Consider the following 17,082-nt stretch of genomic DNA (forward strand, 5'->3'; position numbering starts at 1 on the left):
TGTGCGGGTCGTCACGATGCGCTCGCGGCAGCCCGCCGACGTGCCCCCACGGCGAGGAAGTCGTCGACCAGTGTGGGGTCGTCGACACCGCCCGGGTCGAAGGCCGCCCCCACCACCGACCCCTGCAGCATCCGCTTGACCGGCACCTCGAGCTTCTTGCCCGTGCGGGTGTGCGGGATGCCGCGCACGGCCACGATCTCGTCGGGCACGTGCCGCGCCGAGGCGTGCTGGCGGATGGCCTGACGCAGCCGCTGGTCGAGGTCGGCGTCGAGCACGACGCCGTCGGCGAGGTGGACGAACATCGGCATCCAGTAGCCACCGCCGTCCTCCTCGATCCCCACCACGAGGGCCTCGGTGACCTCGGGCAGCTGCTCGACGACCTCGTAGATGTCGGCGCTGCCCATCCTCACGCCGTTGCGGTTCAGGGTGGCGTCGGACCGTCCGTGGATGGTCACGGACCCGCGCTCGGTGATCGTGATCCAGTCACCGTGGCGCCAGACGCCGGGGTAGGTGTCGAAGTAGGCCTCGCGCAAGCGGCTGCCGTCGGGGTCGTTCCAGAAGTGCAGCGGCATCGTGGGCATCGGCCGGGTCACGACCAGCTCGCCGACCCGCCCCCGCACGCTGGCCCCCTGCTCGTCGAAGGCGTCGAGCGCCACCCCGAGCGCGGCGGTGCTGATCTCGCCGGCCCAGACGGGCACCGAGGGCGCGCCACCGACGAACCCGGCGGCGACGTCGGTGCCACCCGAGGTGGGCATCAGCTGCACACCGGTGGGCAGGTTGTCGGCCAGCCAGTGGTACGACGGCGTGGGCAGCGTCGAGCCGGTCACCCCGACCGCCTGCAGGCGGTGCAGGTCGTGGTCGACCCCCGGCGCGCACCCCGCCTTGGCGCAGGCGGCGACGTAGCCCGGGCTGGTGCCGAGCACGGTCACCCCCTCGCGGGCGGTGAGCATCCAGACGGCGTCGGTCGAGGGGTAGGCCGGGCTGCCGTCGTAGGTGACGATCGTGGCGCCGACCAGCAGGCCGCCGATCTGCAGGTTCCACATCATCCAGCTGGGGGTGGTGAACCACCAGAAGACGTCGTCGGGGGAGACGTCCTTGTTGAGCGAGAGCGCCTTGAGGTGCTCGAGGACCACCCCACCGTGGCCGTGGACGATGCCCTTGGGCAGCCCGGTCGTGCCGGAGGAGAAGAGCACCCACAGCGGGTGCTCGAAGTCGACGGGCACCGGCACCAGCTCGCTCGGGGTGGCGACGACCTGCGCGTAGTCGAGCGCATCGGGCACGGGGGCAGCCAGGTCGCGGTTGATGGCGATCGTCGTGCGCAGCGTGGGCAGGCCGGCGCGGATCGCCGCGACCGCGTCGTGACGCTCCACGACCTTCCCGCTGAGGCGGAAGCCGTTGGCGGTGACGAGCGCGACGGGGTCGAGCTGGCGGAAGCGGGCCAGGGCCGCGTCAGCCGCGTAGTCCATCCCGCACGCCGACCAGATCGCCCCCAGGCTGACCGTCGCGAGGAACGCGGCGACAGCCTCCGGGGCGTTCGGCACATAGCCGACGACCCGGTCACCGACCTCGACCCCGGCCTCGCGCAGGGTGGCAGCGATCGACCCGACCTCGGCCTCGAGCCGGCTCCAGGTCACCTCGTCGGTCGCCGTGTCCTCCTGCAGCCCGCGGATCGCGATGCCGTCGGCGGGCCGGTCGCGGAAGACGTTGGCGGTGTAGTTGAGCCGCGTGCCGGGGAACCAGCGGGTGCCCGGCATCGCCGGGCCCGTGGGCGGCTCGACCAGCACGACGTCACCGACGATGTCGGCGCGGACCTCGAAGAAGTCCCACACGGCGCGCCAGAAGCCCTCGAGCTCGGTCGCCGACCAGGCCTGCAGGTCGGCGTAGGCCGTCAGGTCGCGTCCCGCGCGCTCGCTCGCCAGCCGAGCGAAGGCGGTGATCTGGGCCGACGCCACGGCGTCCGGGTCGGGTATCCACATCGGTGTGGGGGAGTCACTCATGGGCCGCAGCCTACGACGGGCCGACCAGCAGCCCACGGACGTCGACCGGCTCCGGTCGCTCGACCTGCTCCCACGTGCACGACCGGGCGTCGCGGTCCGGCCGCCACCGGGAGAGCTGCGCGGTGTGCCGGAAGCGCCCTCCGTCGAGGTAGTCGTACCTCGCCTCCACCACGAGCTCCGGCCGCAACGGCACGAAGGCCAGGCTCTTGCCGGCGTTCCAGCGACTGCCGAAGGCCTTCCGCTGCGCGTCGGTGAGCCCCTCGGCGTGACCGCCCCAGTCCCAGGGGTGACCGTCGAGGTCCGTCACGTAGGAGGCGAGCTCGCTCACCAGCGAGCGACGGCGCGCCATGGGCAGGGCTCCGATGACGCCGAGCGAGTCGAGACGACCCGACTCGGCATACAGACCGAGCATGAGGGAGCCGACGGCGTCGGCTCCGGAGGTGTGGGGGCGGTAGCCCGCGACCACGCAGTCGAGCGTGCGCACGTGCTTGACCTTGGTCATCACCCGCTTGTCCGGCTGATACGTGAGGTCGGGTCGCTTGGCGACCACCCCGTCGAGCCCGGCCCCCTCGAGACGCACGAACCAGTCGCGGGCGATCTCGGGATCTGTGGTCAACGGAGTCAGGTGCACCCGGCCCGGCAGGTCGTCGTCCGCGGTGGCCGGCAGCAGCCTCTCGAGCCGCGCCCGACGCTCGGCGAAGGGCAGCCCCGTGAGGTCCTCGTCGCCCAGGGCCAGCAGGTCGAAGGCCACGAAGGCCGCCGGCGTCTGGTCAGCCAGCAGCCGCACGCGGCTCGCCGCCGGGTGAAGTCGCAGCTGCAGGGCGTCGAAGTCGAGCACGCCGCCGTCGTCGACGATGACGATCTCGCCGTCGACCACGCACCGCGGCGGCAGGGTCGAGCGCACGGCCTCGACGACCTCGGGGAAGTAGCGGGTCAGGGGCCGCTCGTTGCGGCTGCCGATCTCGACCTCGTCACCGTCGCGGAAGACGACCGAGCGGAAGCCGTCCCACTTCGGCTCGTAGAGCTGCCCGTCGGGGATCTCGGCGGCCGGCTTGGCCAGCATCGGCTTCACCGGCGGCATCACGGGCAGGTCCACGGGCTACATCTCCTCGTGGGTGTCGGGATCGCCACCAAAACGGCGCCCGTCGTCGCTGGCCAGGGCGCTGATCGCGGCCATCTCGTCGTCGGTGAGGGTGAACTCGGGCAGGTGGAGGTTGTCCCGCTGCCGCTGCGGCGACGCCGACTTCGGCACCGGCATCGTGCCGAGCTGGCGGTGCCACCTCAGCACGACCTGGGCCGGGGTGACGCCGTAGGCCACCGCGGCCCCGGCCACCGCCGGCTCGTCGAAGGGCGCGGTCGACTTGCCGAGGGGGCTCCACGCCTGGGTGAGGATGCCGAGCCGTCGATGGACCTCGCGCAACGACGCCTGCGGGAAGCGTGGGTGCAGCTCGACCTGGTTGAGGGCGGGCACGACGCCGGTGTCGTCGATGATCGCCGCGAGGTGCTCGGGCGTGAAGTTGCTGACGCCGATGGTGCGCACCAGCCCCTCGCGCTGCGCGGCCACGAGGGCTCGCCAGGCCTCGGTGTAGAGGCCCTGGCTCGGGTTGGGCCAGTGGATGAGGGCCACGTCGATCTGCTCGACCCCGAGGGCGCGGACGGAGTCCTCGAGCGAGGTCCGTGCCAGGTGCTCGGCGTGGAACCGTCCCGGGATCTTGGTGGCGACCTGCACCTGGTCACGCGGCAGGCCGGAGCGGCGCAGGGTCTCGCCGACCTCGGCCTCGTTGCCGTAGTTGACGGCAGAGTCGAGGTAGCGGTAGCCGACCTCGAGAGCCGACACCATCGCCGCGATGCCCTCCTCACCCTTGAGGGGGTGGGTGCCGAACCCGACCGCCGGCAACGTGGTCCCGTCGTTGAGGGTGTGCTCGTCGTTGGTCGCAGTCGTCATGCGACCACGCTAGGCGACGGGCGGGCCGTGCGGCGTGGTCGGGGTCACGGCTTCGCGCCGCGGGTCAGCGGCGCTCCAGTCGGACCATCACCTCGTGGTGGCCGGTCTGGGGGAACATGTCGAAGAGCCGCGCCTCGCGCGGACGCAGCGACGGCATCGAGGCGAGGTCGCGGGCGAGGGAGTCGACGTTGCAGCTCGAGTAGACGACGTGGCTCACGGACGCCTGCTCCAGCCAGTCTGCGAGCGGGCCGATACCGCGGCGGGGAGGGTTGACGACGACGAGGTCCGGTGCGGGGCGCCTGCCGTCGGTGAGGAGGGTGGCGTCGGCGGCGAGGAACTCCATACCGGAGCCGAGGGTGAGGTCGGCGGCACTGGTGCGGGCGCTGTCGACCGCTTCCTGCGTGACCTCCACGCCGAGGACGTGTGCCGGGGGAGTCGCGGCTGTCGCGGCAGCGAGGGCGAAGCCGCCGACGCCGCAGTAGAGGTCCCAGACGGATGCGGGTGACGCTGCGCTGATCCATTCCCGGGACTGCTCGTACAACCCCGCCGCCACGACGGTGTTGGTCTGGAAGAAGCTGCGGGGGCGCAGGTGCAGCGTGAGCCCGGCAACCCGCATCGGGAGGTCGGACTCGCTCGTCAGGACGAGCTCGGTGTCGCCCTCGAGCACGGCCTTGTGCTCCGGGTGGAGGTTGACCGAGACGACCCGCACACCGTGGACAGCGCTCGTCAGGTGGGGGACGGCGGCCCGCAGCTGCTCGACGTGCCGGTCGCTGCGCAGCACGAGTCGCAGCATCAGGTCGCCGTCGGGGGAGGCGGTGAGCAGGAGGTACTTCAGCTCGCCGCGGCGGGAGGGCACGTCATACGGCTCGATGGCCAGCCCGTCGACGACGGACGCGAGGGCCGGCAGGACAGAGCGCAAGGCGGGCTCGTAGAGGCCGCAGCGGCGCAGGTCCACCCCGCGACGCTCACCGTCGAGGATGCCGAGGGTCACCGCGCCGGGGAGTCCGCCGACGACGAGCTTGGCCTTGTTGCGGAAGCCTGACTCGCTGCTGGCGAAGGGGTCGAGCCGGGTCAGACCGGGAGCCACCTGGGCCAGGGCGGCTGCGACCCCGGCCTGCTTGTCGGCGAGCTGCGCGGCATACGGGACACCCATGAGGGTGCAGGAGCGGCAGCGGCCGGCGTCGTAGTAGTCACAGTGCATGTCGCGCCCAGCGTAGGCTCACGCGGTGACCGACCCGCTCTCGCCCGCCGCACCACCGCGCGCCCCGGGGGTCGACCCCCACGAGCTCGCCGTGGCGCTGCGCGTGATCGGTCAGCTGCACGAGCTGCCGGCCGGCCACCCTGACATCCAGTCGGTCAAGCGGGCCACGGCGCAGATGTACAAGTCGGTGAAGAAGGACCGCAAGTCCCGGGCGCGGGCCGCGGAGGTGGCGCACGACCGTGAGGTCACCGAGCGCACCGCCACCGGCTCCGCGCTGCGCATCGACGACGAGACCAAGGGAATCCCGTTGGTGTCCAACACCACCGGGTCTTTTGCCGGTGAGCTCATCAACCCGCGCGGCTGCTACATCTGCAAGAACGACTACACCCTGGTCGACGCGTTCTACCACTGGCTGTGCCCCGACTGCGCGGCCATGTCGCACGCCCGGCGCGACCAGCGCACCGACCTCACCGGCAAGCGGGCCCTCCTCACCGGGGGGCGGGCCAAGATCGGGATGTACATCGCGCTGCGGCTGCTGCGCGACGGCGCGCACACGACGATCACCACCCGCTTCCCCCATGATGCCGTCCGGCGGTTTGCCGCGCTCGAGGACAGCGCCGACTGGCTCGACCGGCTCAAGATCGTCGGCATCGACCTGCGCGACCCCACCCAGGTGGTGTCCCTCGCCGACGAGGTCGCGGCCGCCGGGCCGCTCGACATCCTCATCAACAACGCCTGCCAGACCGTGCGCCGCAGCCCCGGCTCCTACTCGCAGCTGGTCGAGCTGGAGTCGGCACCCCTGCCGGTCGGCGTCGCCCTGCCCGAGATGGTGACCTTCGACCGGGTCAGCGAGGCGCATCCGGCCGCGCTGGCTGGGGCGCTGCGCGATCACGTCGTGGCCCACCACGACGGTGAGAGCACCGCCGACGCCGTCGAGTCGCGCACCGCAGCCGAGCTGACCTCGCTGGCGCTGACGGCGGGCCACGCGTCGCTCGAGCGGCACCTCGCGGGCACGGCGGTCGACGCCGGAGGGCTGCTGCCCGACCGGCAGCGCAACAACTCGTGGACCCAGCACGTCGACGAGGTCGACCCGCTCGAGCTGCTCGAGGTGCAGCTGTGCAACCAGACTGCTCCCTTCCTGCTGGTGTCGCGGCTGAGGTCGTCGATGCGGGCGGCCGTCGCGGCCGGCGCCCGACGGGCCTACGTGGTGAACGTCAGCGCGATGGAGGGGCAGTTCTCCCGCCGCTACAAGGGCGCGGGCCACCCGCACACCAACATGAGCAAGGCCGCCCTCAACATGCTGACCCGCACCTCGGCGGGCGAGCTGTTCAGCACCGACCGCATCCTCATGACCGCGGTCGACACCGGCTGGATCACCGACGAGCGCCCCCACGACGAGAAGCTGCGTCTGGCTCAGGAGGGGTGGCACGCTCCACTCGACCTGGTCGACGGGGCGGCCCGGGTCTACGACCCGATCGTGCGGGGGGAAGCCGGTGAGGACCTCCACGGCTGCTTCCTCAAGGACTACGCCCCCAGCCCCTGGTGAGACGGGACCTGGCCGGTCGTCGTCCAGTGGGCCGGGCGCCGGGGCTCAGCGCTCGGCGGAGACCCGCTGGGGCACCGGGTGCCGGTCCTGCCCGAGCACGCGGGGATCGAGCAGGCCGACCGGCGGGACATCGACAGGGGAGGAGGAGGTGTCGCCGGGGCAGAGCCGGACCGTGCAGGGCCGGACCGGACCGGGCCGGACCGGGCAGGGCCGGATCGAGCGGAGGTGGATCGGTCGGAGCTTCCTGCCGTGGATGTCTTCTGTTCGACACACGGACGGGCTACGTTGACCACTCGCCCGTCTGCACCACGGTCGGGACCCACCTTCGCCGACGCACCCAACCGGAGGCACGATGTCCGTCGTCAGAGCAGCCATCACCCAGGTCGAGTGGACCGGTGACAAGGACTCGATGATCGCCAAGCACGAGGACCTGACGCGCCGAGCGGCGGCTGACGGGGCGCAGATCATCTGCTATCAGGAGCTGTTCTACGGTCCGTACTTCGGCGCCGTCCAGGACCCGAAGTACTACGACTACGTCGAGTCGATCCCGGGGCCGACGACGGAGCGCTTCATGGCCCTGGCCAAGGAGCTCGGCATCGTCATCGTGCTGCCGATCTACGAGGTCGCCAACGAGGGGGAGTACTACAACACCGCCGCGGTCATCGACGCCGACGGCACGCTGCTCGGCCGCTACCGCAAGCACCACCTGCCCAACCTGCCCGCGTTCTGGGAGAAGTTCTACTTCCGCCCCGGCAACCTCGGCTACCCCGTCTTCGACACGGCGGTGGGCAAGGTCGGGGTCTACATCTGCTACGACCGGCACTTTCCCGAGGGCTGGCGCGAGCTCGGGCTCGGCGGCGCCCAGCTGGTCTTCAACCCGTCGGCGACCAAGCCCGGTCTGTCGAACCGGCTGTGGGAGCTGGAGCAGCCGGCTGCGGCCGCGGCCAACCAGTACTTCGTGGCGGCCAACAACCGCATCGGCCAGGAGGTCGCCGAGTTCGGCCCCGATGCCCCGCACTTCTACGGCTCGTCCTACTTCGTCGACCCGCGCGGCAACTTCGTCGGAGACATCGCCTCGACCGACCAGGAGGAGATCGTCATCCGCGACCTCGACCTCGACCTGGTGACGACGGTGCGCCGCGACTGGCAGTTCTACCGCGACCGTCGGCCCGACAGCTACCAGCGCACGACACGCCCGTGAAGACGCTCATCACCGGCGGCACCGTCGTCTCCTCCACCGGCTCCGCCCTGCAGGACGTGCTCGTCGACGGCGAGACCATCGCCGCTGTCATCGCCCCCGGGTCGCAGGCGCTGGGCCCGGTCACCGCCGACCGCACCATCGACGCCACCGGCAGGTACGTCATCCCCGGCGGGATCGACGCCCACACCCACATGGAGATGCCCTTCGGTGGCACCTCGGCCAGCGACACCTTCGAGACCGGCACCCGGGCAGCGGCCTGGGGCGGGACGACGACGATCGTCGACTTCGTGGTCCAGGCGCACGGGCAGCGGGTGCAGGACCAGGTCGCGGCCTGGCACGAGAAGGCCTCGGGCAGCTGCGCGGTCGACTACGCCTTCCACCAGATCATCGGCGAGGTCGACGACGAGTCGCTCAAGGCGATGGACGAGCTGATCGGGGAGGGCATCACCAGCTTCAAGCTCTTCATGGCCTATCCCGGGGTCTTCCTGTCCAGCGACGGGCAGATCCTCCAGGCCATGCAGAAGGGCGCCGAGAACGGCGGCCTGATTATGATGCACGCCGAGAACGGCTCGGCCATCGACGTGCTCGTGCAGCAGGCCCTCCAGCGGGGCGACACCGCGCCGTTCTTCCACGGGACCAGCAGGCCCTGGCAGATGGAGGAGGAGGCCACCCATCGGGCGATCATGCTGGCCGACGTGACCGGCGCCCCCCTCTACGTCGTGCACGTCTCGGCCAAGCAGGCCCTGGCCCAGATCGCCGCGGCCCGAGGCGCCGGGCAGAACGTCTTCGGCGAGACCTGCCCGCAGTACCTCTACCTCTCGCTGGAGGAGCAGCTCGGGGCCCGCAGTGAGCAGTGGGGTGACTTCGAGGGCGCCAAGTGGGTCTGCTCGACCCCTCTGCGCGCCCGGGCCGAGGGCCACCAGGACGAGCTGTGGAAGTACATCCGCACCGGCGACGTGACGTCGGTGTCGACCGACCACTGCCCCTTCTGCATGAAGGACCAGAAGGAGCTGGGCGTGGGCGACTTCTCGAGGATCCCCAACGGGATCGGGTCGGTCGAGCACCGGATGGACCTGCTCTTCCAGGGAGTCAAGGACGGCCGGATCAGCCTCGAGCGCTGGGTCGACGTCTGCTGCACGACCCCCGCGCGCATGTTCGGCCTCTACGGCCGCAAGGGGGTCATCACCGCGGGTGCCGACGCCGACATCGTGGTCTACGACCCGCACGGCCACACCTCGATCGGTATCGGGCCCGGCCGCAGCCACCACATGAGCATGGACTACTCGGCGTGGGAGGGCTGGGAGGTCGACGGCCACGTCGACCTCGTCATGTCGCGTGGTGAGGTGATCGTCGACGGCTCCGGCTACGTCGGGTCGAAGACGCACGGCCGGTTCGTGCCCCGCAGCCTCTCGCAGAACCTGATCTGAGGTCAGGTCGTGGACTTCGGTGTCGTCCTGCAGAACGACCCTCCCGCGTGGCGGGTGGTCGACCTCGCCCAGCGGGCCGAGACCTACGGCTTCACCCACGTGTGGACCTTCGACTCGCACCTGCTGTGGCAGGAGCCCTACGTCGTCTACAGCCAGATCCTCTCGTCCACCCACCGGGTGACGGTGGGGCCGATGGTCACCAACCCCGCGACCCGCGACTGGACCGTCACGGCGTCGCTCTTCGCCACGCTCAACGACATGTTCGGCAACCGCACGGTCTGCGGGATCGGTCGCGGTGACTCGGCGGTCCGCGTGATCAACGGCGCCCCCGTCACGCTGGCCGACCTGCGGGCGGCGGTGGGGGTGATCCGCGGCCTGGCCAACGGCGAGAGCGTCGACCACAAGGGCAGCACCCTGCGGTTCCCGTGGAGCCACGGGTCGCGGCTGCCGGTGTGGGTCGCGGCCTACGGGCCCAAGGCGCTGGCCCTCACCGGCGAGGTCGCCGACGGCTTCATCCTGCAGCTCGCGGACCCCTCGATCGTGAAGTGGTCGATCGCCGCGGTGCGTGAGGCGGCAGAACGGGTGGGGCGTGACCCGGCGAGCGTCACCATCTGCGTCGCGGCGCCGGCCTACGTCACCGACGGCACGCCGGGCGGGCTCGCCCACGGGCGCGACCAGTGCCGCTGGTTCGGGGGAATGGTCGGCAACCACGTCGCCGACATCGTCGCCCGCTACGGCGCCGACGGGGCGGCGGTCCCGCAGGCCCTGAGCGACTACATCGCCGGCCGTCAGGGCTACGACTACAACCAGCACGGCAAGGCCGGCGGTGCGCACACCGACTTCGTGCCCGACGAGGTCATCGACCGCTTCTGCCTGATCGGGCCGGTCGACCAGCAGGTCGCCCGGCTCGAGGAGCTGAAGGCCATGGGGGTCGACCAGTTCGCGCTCTACCTGCAGCACGACGCCAAGGACGCCACGCTCGCGTCCTACGGCGAGCGGGTCATCCCGGCGGTCAACACCCGCGGGGCCGCCACCTCGTGACCGGTCCTTGATAAGGTTTAGGCCACAACCTTAATCAAGGTAGGTGGCATGACAGGTCTGGAGTGGCCGGCGACCACGGGCGTCGAGCTGCCGTGGCAACCGCACGAAGGGTCCGACCAGGTCTCCCGACGGACTCGTCGCGCGACGCCCCACAGCATCGTCGTCGCCGAGGTCCCTCCCATCAGCGACGCCTCGCTCCTTCTCGACGGAGACCTCGTCGCCGACCTCGACGACGCGACCCGCCAGTTGAGTGTCTTCGACTCCGGCGGTGCGGGAGAGATCGCGCCGTTTGCTGCCGTCCTGCTGCGATCGGAGAGCACTGCCAGCTCGCAGATCGAGAACCTGACCTCGTCGGCCCGAGCCCTCGCCGAGGCGGAGATCGGCGAGGGCGAGCGCACCAACGCCGCGGTGATCCTGGCGAACGTCCGCACCATGCAGGCAGCGCTCGCACTCGCGGGACACCTCGACCAGGACGCGATCCTGGGAATGCACCGGGCGCTGATGGCGCACCAGCGCCTTCATGCTCCGGGGGAGTGGCGCCGTCAGCAGGTGTGGGTCGGCGGGTCGTCGCGGCATCCGGCTGGCGCCGAGCACGTACCCCCTCTGGCCGCGCAGGTGCCCGCCCTCATGGCCGACCTCGTCGCCTTCATGGATCGCGACGACCTCCCACCACTGGCCCTGGCCGCGCTGGCTCACGCGCAGTTCGAGACCATCCACCCGTTCACGGACGGAAACGGTCGCACGGGCCGCGCCCTGCTGCACTCGGTGCTGCTCCACACCGGCGTCGTGCGCCGTGTGACGGTGCCGATCTCGGCCGGACTACTGGTGCGGAAGGACGACTACTTCCGCGCCCTCACGTCCTACCGCGCCGGAGATGCCGAGCCCATCCTGCGATGCGTCGCCGAGGCCGCACGCACGGGCACCGAGCACGGGGCCCGACTGGTCGCCGCCCTTCGCGACGTGCGAGCAGTGTGGGCCGGGCAGGTGCGCTCGCGGGCGGGTTCGGCACCCTGGGCGGCTCTTGACCTGCTGCTGCGCCAGCCGGTCGTCACGGCCAGCGTCGTGGTCCGCGAGCTGCACGTGTCGCCGCCGACGGCCCAGGGCGCGCTGCGGCGGCTGGTGGCCGATGGCGTGCTCGTCGAGTCGACGGGGCACCACCGCAACCGGGTCTACCGGGCGCCGGCGGTGCTCGAGGCGCTCGACGACTACGCGGCGGGCCTGGGACGTCGCTCACGCTGACCCGGCAGGAGCATCCGCGAAAGAGGGCCGAAGTGGCCTTACACACCCGCCTATTTGTCCGTTATGGTAGGGCTCTCCCCACACCTGCGCGCCCTCAAGGATCCCCATGCCCTCCCTGTCCTTCACGTCACCCCACCGTGCCCGTCTCGCCCGTCGTACGCTCGCCTGCGCGGCCGCGGCCGCCGGTCTCGCCCTCACCGCTGTGGTCCCGGCGCAGGCCGCCACCGACACGCCCGACGCGGGCACCTCGGCTCTGGTCACCCGGGTCACCGTCGACGGGGGCCGTGCGTGGGTCACCGTGCAGGTGCGCGTCGGCGGAGGGAAGGTCGTCGGCTTCGAGATCCACGTGCCGGCGACCGACGACTCCTGGAGCGGACCGGCCGACATCGCCATCCGCGAGCTGGGCATCCACTGCCGCTCCGTCGGTGTCCGCGACCTGCACTACACGTGCGGTGACACCTCCGCCACCCGCGGCGACGCGGCCTACCTGCCGTCCGGCGGCTACCAGGTCACCCTCCCGGTCTCCCACACCGGAGCCCTGCCCGGCCCCGTCCTGACCGGTCACACCTGGGTCGACGCCCTCGACGTCGACGGGCACGTCGGCCGCTACGGGTTCGACTCCTTCCCCGTCGTCGACGGCTCGCACTTCTTCTCGACCGCAGAGATCCGCACGGCGCCGCTGCAGGCCGACCCCGACTCGACCCTCAGCGGCCTGGCCACGCTGCCCGTGTCGATGACCGTCGTCCCGGGGGAGCAGGTGGCCGCCGTCGACGTCAGCCTGCCAGGCGGTGCCACGTGGTCCATGGCGGGATCCAACGCCGCCCTGCGCGGCCTCGGCTGCACCGTGCCCACCTCGGCGTCAGGCGTGCAGTCCCTGCACTGCGTCGCCCCGGACGGGGCACCGCTGCCTGCCGGCCGCTACCAGCTCGTCTCCACGCTGCGCTACGCCGGGCCGAACGTCGACGGCCGCAACACGCGTGTGGCCCTGACGATGGTGGGCGGCGCGTCCGAGCAGATGGACACCTGTCACTTCCGCCTCCCGACGAGCTACTGACGCTCGGCTGGTGGGGGCGAGCGCCCCCGACGCCCACCGATCGACCCGCTTCGAGTTCACCCCCGCCTCCCCACACCACCACGGTGTCCCCACCACCGAAGGAGGACGCTGTGCGTCCCCAGCTCTCTCCCCTGCGCGCCGGCGCGCTGGCCGTCACGGCCTTGTTGGCCCTCTGCTCCGCTCCCGTCGCCTCGGCGTCGGGCACCTCTCACCCCACTGCGGACACCTCGTCCGCCAGCGCCTGGTCTGGTGCGGTCCCGCTGCGCACCGTGCCGGTCGCCACCTCGCCGGGGCTGGTCCAGGCACTCCAGGGCGCGCTGGCCGGGGACCGGATCGTCCTGGCGGCCGGCACCTACAGCGGCCCGTTCTCGATCACGGCGTCGGGCACCTCGGCCCACCCCATCGTGGTCGAGCCGGCTGCGGGCGCCGCCGTCACCCTGCGGGCGTCCCTGCCCACCCGCGCCTGTGCCGCAGCCGGGCCGGACGAGGAGCGGACGCTGGAGTTCCACCACGGTGCGTCCTACTGGACCGTGCGCGGCCTCACCATCGCCGGAGGGGTGCTGGTCAGCGGCGAGCACCCCGACGTCTCGAACGGCTGGCTCGCCGGGCTGGTCGCCAGCCACAACTGGCAGGATCGTCGGAAGCTGCCGGGCTCGTCGGTGAACGACCCGTCCCAAGTAGGCCTGCAGGTGCCTTACGTGGACGCTCTGACGTCGGGCTCACTGACCACCTCCGACGCCATCAAGCTCGTCTCGGACGTCGTGACCGGCAAAGGCATCTTCGCCCGGCTGGCGCGCTACGGGGTGATCCGCAACACCGTGGTCAAGGACGTCACCTGCGGTAGCGGCCCGGGCATCTGGCTGGCCAACTTGAGCTCGGCGTGGACGATCGCCGGCAACGACGTGTCGACGGTGGCCCACTCGGATGCGTCGCACTACATGCAGGAGGGCATCCGCATGTCGTCCGCGTCCAACTACAACACCGTCATCCACAACACCGTGCACGACCTCCCGGACCAGGGCCGGGGGATCACCACCGACGTGGACGCCTCGTTCAACACCATCAGCTTCAACACCATCCGCGCCGTCGCCATCGGCATCAGCGACGAGCAGAGCGGATGGGGCAACACCTGGGACCACAACCACGTCGTCGGTGCCCGACAGAGCGGCTACAGCTTCCGGATGGAGGACATCGGGCTCGTCGGTCCCTCGCGGGACACCTCGACCTACTCCGACGTCGTCAGCTGCAACACGGCGACCGCCACGCCGGTCGGCATCGAGGCCGGCTCGATGGCCGGCTCCACCTTCACCTCGAACGCGGTCGGGACGGTCTCCATCGGCCGCGCGATGCGGGCCTACTGGGCCTCGTCCGGCGACACGTGGAACGGCTCGAGCGCCCTACCCCCAGCGGTGTCGTCGCCCGCGACCGGCAGCGGCTGCTAGACCTCTCGCCACGGCGGGTGGCGGGCACCACCCTGTCCCGCCACCCGACCTGCTGGTCGCCACGGTGCGGTCCAGTCCCGGGAGCCGGGGGAGGGGGCCTAGGAGAAGGTCAGAGCGACAGCTGGGTCGTTGCCGGCGAAGGCCCCTACGTCGGTGACGACGGCAGGGAGGACGGCAGTCCGCGGCACCGGGGGAGACGCGGGGTCTTCGCGCTCGACCGGGCGCCCGAAGAACCAGCCCTGGCCGAGATCGACCCCGAGCTCGCGCGCGCAGTCGGCCTGGGCCTGGGTCTCGACGCACTCGGCCAGGACCTTCCCCCCGTAGGCATGGGTGATGTCGACGACGGCAGAGACGACGGCGACGCTGACGACGTCGGGCAGACGCTGGACGATGTCCTTGTCGAGCTTGACGATGTCCGGCTGCAGACGGATCAGCATGTTGAGCGAGGAGTACCCGGCCCCCAGGTCATCCAGTGCCACCTGGCAGCCGCGGTCCTTGTAGTGCGCGAAGACGTCGGCCAGGTGCTCGAGGTCGGTGATCCGCTCGCTCTCGGTGACCTCGAAGACGAGCTGCTCGACGCGCAGCCCGGCGCGCTCGGCAGCGACCTCGGTGGTGCGCAGGCACACCTCGGGGCGGTAGATGGTGGTCGGCAGGAAGTTGACGAAGAGCAGGTCGTCGCCCAGCCAGCCCTTCGCACCCCGCAGGGCGGTGGTGCGGCCGATACGGTCGAGGACATGGAGCCAGCCGGCTCGTTCCGCGGCGCCGAAGAGCTCGAGGGGCATGATCGGTCCCTCAGGACCGGTCGCCCGCAGCAACGCCTCATGACCGATCACCGTGGCGCTGCCCGCTGGGTCGACGTCGTGCAACGACACGATGGGCTGGTAGACGGCGCGGAAGGCGTTGAGCTCGTCGGCGAACAACGGGATGAGGTCGGCCGAGTGCGCTCGGGCCCCCAGCTGCTGCAGCGTCGGTGCCGCCATGGCCAGGGCCAGCAGCTCGTCGCCGGCCTGGCCGTCGAGCTGGACCGCACGCACCTCGGCGGCCTCGACGCCGGACAGGCTGCGCTGCGCGGCGAGAAGGATCCCCGCGACGTCCTCGGTGGTGATCTCCAGCAGGCCCGGAGTGCGCTCGTTGGCCTGTGCGCCGTGCTCACGCACGATCGCGTGCAGCGCCGTCAGGGTGTGGCCGACGCGCGTCGCGAGGAGCAGCGACCCCTCCGTGCGGAGTGCGTCGGGCCGGATGCAGGTGCACCCGATACAACTGGACATGTCTCTCCTCGTGTTCCAACGTGGGCGGGTGCTGGCAGGGGAGCCCACTGGGCGTGATCGGCAGCGTGGTGGCCCGCATGAGGGAACTCGAGGTTTTCCTGGCTCGGCCGGGCTCGTCAACGCTAGGGGACGAGCGACTGGCCGCTCCCGCTGTGCTGGACCAATGATTGCCCAGCCCAGGACGCGGGTAGTCAGCACGCATGAGTTCCGCGACTTCGACTCCGACGCCAGCTGCCGACCATGACGACGACGGTCGCGAGGACGGCTTGACCGTCTCCGAGGCCGGCTCCTCCTTCTCCGGGGCTGAGACATCCGCAGGGGGAGCCGATGCCGTTCCCAGCACGCCCGACAGCGTCCCCGTGGAGAACAACCGGGACAACCCCGACCTGCCTGAAGGTGACGAACTCCTGGCCTGACCGGACGTTGTCTCCCCCAACATGATTCGATACGCCGATAATCAGCATTATGTCACTTTGAGCTCGCGTGGGACCTCCTCTCCCCGCACCGGGTGTAACTTGACCGCGTGACTCGGCTCGCCGCCCCGCGTCCGATCCATTGACCGGAGTGCACCACGGCCCGTCTGACTTGGCGAGGCGAGGCCTCGGCCCGCGTGCTCCAGACCTACCCGCACACCCTCGTCTACTGGAGCCCCACGTTGTCGACCTCGTCGTACCCGCACGCCCGTTCGGGTCTCGTCAAGATCAGCCTTGCTGGTGTGCTGTGGGGCACTGGTGGGCTCGCCGTCCAGATCGTGCGCGAGCACGCTCCCCTCTCACCGCTCACCATCAGCGCCTACCGCACGGCTATCGCAACGGTCGTTCTCCTTGGGTCGCTGCTCGCGCTGCGCCAGGGTGCAGAGCTCCGACGACTGGCGACTGCCCACCCTCGGCGGGTCGCGGTCGTCGGTCTGGCGACCGCGACCTATCAGGCGCTCTACTTTTCCTCGGTCGTCGCGGTGGGCGTGACCGTCGCCACGGTGATCGCGCTGGGGCTGGCGCCAGTGCTGCTCACGACGGTGGGCGCCGCCCGTGATCGCGCCTGGCCGCGCAGCGCGACCCTGCTGCCGGTGGCTGCGGCGCTGACTGGGTTGGTCCTGGTGAGCGCAACATCAGGATCCGGTGCCACAGGCCCGCACCCCGGCCTCGGGGTGCTCGCGGCCTTGGGCTCTGGCGCCGCCTACGCCGCGGCCACGGTACTGGGCGAGCCGCTGGCCCGCGGGTACACACCGCTGGCCCTCACCACCGCCGCGACCGCCGTCGGCGCCGCCGCCCTGGTGCCGGCCGCGCTGATCGGCGTTCAGCTGGAAGCAGGCGCGGCGACCACGGCCGACCCGACCGCGGTCGCCACGCTGCTCTATCTCGGTGCCGCCACGATGGCTCTGGCCTACTGGCTCCTCTATGCCGGGCTGCGCACGACCTCCAGCGCGACGGCTGTTGTCGCCACCCTGCTCGAGCCGGTCGCCGCCGCCCTCGTCGCGGCCGTCGTCCTCGGCGAACGACTGGGCGCCCCCGGAGTGTTCGGGGCAGCGCTCATTCTCGTCGCTGTCGCGAGCCTTGGACCCGGGGTCAGCCCGTCCCGTTCCTGACCACCGGTCACCCAGCGCACCGCAGCTCTTCGGCGCGGACAGGCGACGACCTGTGCCCGACCGCGTGTTGGTCCCGTCCGGTGCGGCACCGTTCTTCTGGGTAGGAGGGATGTTCACCCCCGGCCAGACGTCTCCC

The 17,082-nt window shown here is 71.2% G+C and carries 14 protein-coding genes; 9 read left to right on the plus strand and 5 right to left on the minus strand.

The features are described 5' to 3' along the window. Positions 1 to 11: 11 nt before the first annotated feature. From V3N99_00500 to V3N99_00515, 4 genes are all read right to left on the minus strand, one after another. Positions 12 to 1,997, minus strand: coding sequence for an acetoacetate--CoA ligase (locus V3N99_00500; GenBank protein MEO3935214.1), 1,986 nt, complete (start codon positions 1,995 to 1,997; stop codon positions 12 to 14). 10 nt (positions 1,998 to 2,007) lie between these two features. Further along, positions 2,008 to 3,093, minus strand: a complete 1,086-nt coding sequence (locus V3N99_00505; protein ID MEO3935215.1) for an ATP-dependent DNA ligase — start codon at positions 3,091 to 3,093, stop codon at positions 2,008 to 2,010. A 3-nt stretch (positions 3,094 to 3,096) separates the two neighbouring features. Further along, the gene (locus V3N99_00510) at positions 3,097 to 3,942 is read right to left on the minus strand and encodes an aldo/keto reductase (protein MEO3935216.1); all 846 of its coding nucleotides are present in this window, start codon (positions 3,940 to 3,942) and stop codon (positions 3,097 to 3,099) included. Positions 3,943 to 4,006: 64 nt separating this feature from the next. Further along, the gene (locus V3N99_00515; protein ID MEO3935217.1) at positions 4,007 to 5,143 is read right to left on the minus strand and encodes a methyltransferase domain-containing protein; all 1,137 of its coding nucleotides are present in this window, start codon (positions 5,141 to 5,143) and stop codon (positions 4,007 to 4,009) included. Positions 5,144 to 5,168: 25 nt separating this feature from the next. Here V3N99_00515 and V3N99_00520 point away from each other — a divergent pair, with 25 nt between their 5' ends. From V3N99_00520 to V3N99_00550, 7 genes are all read left to right on the plus strand, one after another. After that, positions 5,169 to 6,689 carry an SDR family NAD(P)-dependent oxidoreductase gene (locus V3N99_00520; GenBank protein ID MEO3935218.1) on the plus strand — a complete coding sequence of 507 codons (1,521 nt, stop codon included), beginning with the start codon at positions 5,169 to 5,171 and terminating at the stop codon, positions 6,687 to 6,689. A gap of 352 nt (positions 6,690 to 7,041) precedes the next feature. After that, a complete protein-coding gene (locus tag V3N99_00525) occupies positions 7,042 to 7,890 on the plus strand; it encodes a nitrilase-related carbon-nitrogen hydrolase (protein ID MEO3935219.1) in 849 nt (282 codons plus the stop codon). Beyond that, positions 7,887 to 9,317: a dihydropyrimidinase gene (gene hydA / locus V3N99_00530; GenBank protein MEO3935220.1), complete on the plus strand. Its 1,431-nt coding sequence runs from the start codon at positions 7,887 to 7,889 to the stop codon at positions 9,315 to 9,317. Before V3N99_00525 ends, hydA begins: the two co-directional genes overlap by 4 nt. A gap of 9 nt (positions 9,318 to 9,326) precedes the next feature. After that, on the plus strand, positions 9,327 to 10,358 hold the full coding sequence (locus V3N99_00535; GenBank protein ID MEO3935221.1) for a TIGR03842 family LLM class F420-dependent oxidoreductase: 1,032 nt from the start codon (positions 9,327 to 9,329) through the stop codon (positions 10,356 to 10,358). Between the two features lie 48 nt (positions 10,359 to 10,406). Beyond that, positions 10,407 to 11,597, plus strand: a complete 1,191-nt coding sequence (locus V3N99_00540) for a Fic family protein (GenBank protein ID MEO3935222.1) — start codon at positions 10,407 to 10,409, stop codon at positions 11,595 to 11,597. 106 nt (positions 11,598 to 11,703) lie between these two features. Then, a complete protein-coding gene (locus tag V3N99_00545; GenBank protein ID MEO3935223.1) occupies positions 11,704 to 12,651 on the plus strand; it encodes a hypothetical protein in 948 nt (315 codons plus the stop codon). A 110-nt stretch (positions 12,652 to 12,761) separates the two neighbouring features. Then, on the plus strand, positions 12,762 to 14,093 hold the full coding sequence (locus V3N99_00550) for a NosD domain-containing protein (GenBank protein ID MEO3935224.1): 1,332 nt from the start codon (positions 12,762 to 12,764) through the stop codon (positions 14,091 to 14,093). Positions 14,094 to 14,191: 98 nt separating this feature from the next. On the opposite strand, the gene V3N99_00555 is transcribed toward V3N99_00550, so the two are convergent. Beyond that, positions 14,192 to 15,361, minus strand: coding sequence for an EAL domain-containing protein (locus tag V3N99_00555; protein MEO3935225.1), 1,170 nt, complete (start codon positions 15,359 to 15,361; stop codon positions 14,192 to 14,194). Positions 15,362 to 15,561: 200 nt separating this feature from the next. On the opposite strand from V3N99_00555, the gene V3N99_00560 reads away from it, so the two are divergent. After that, positions 15,562 to 15,777 carry a hypothetical protein gene (locus tag V3N99_00560; protein MEO3935226.1) on the plus strand — a complete coding sequence of 72 codons (216 nt, stop codon included), beginning with the start codon at positions 15,562 to 15,564 and terminating at the stop codon, positions 15,775 to 15,777. A gap of 194 nt (positions 15,778 to 15,971) precedes the next feature. After that, positions 15,972 to 16,946, plus strand: a complete 975-nt coding sequence (locus tag V3N99_00565; protein ID MEO3935227.1) for a DMT family transporter — start codon at positions 15,972 to 15,974, stop codon at positions 16,944 to 16,946. Positions 16,947 to 17,082: the final 136 nt, after the last annotated feature.

Source organism: Dermatophilaceae bacterium Soc4.6 (genome assembly GCA_039889245.1).
In the GTDB taxonomy this organism is placed as follows: domain Bacteria; phylum Actinomycetota; class Actinomycetes; order Actinomycetales; family Dermatophilaceae; genus Lapillicoccus.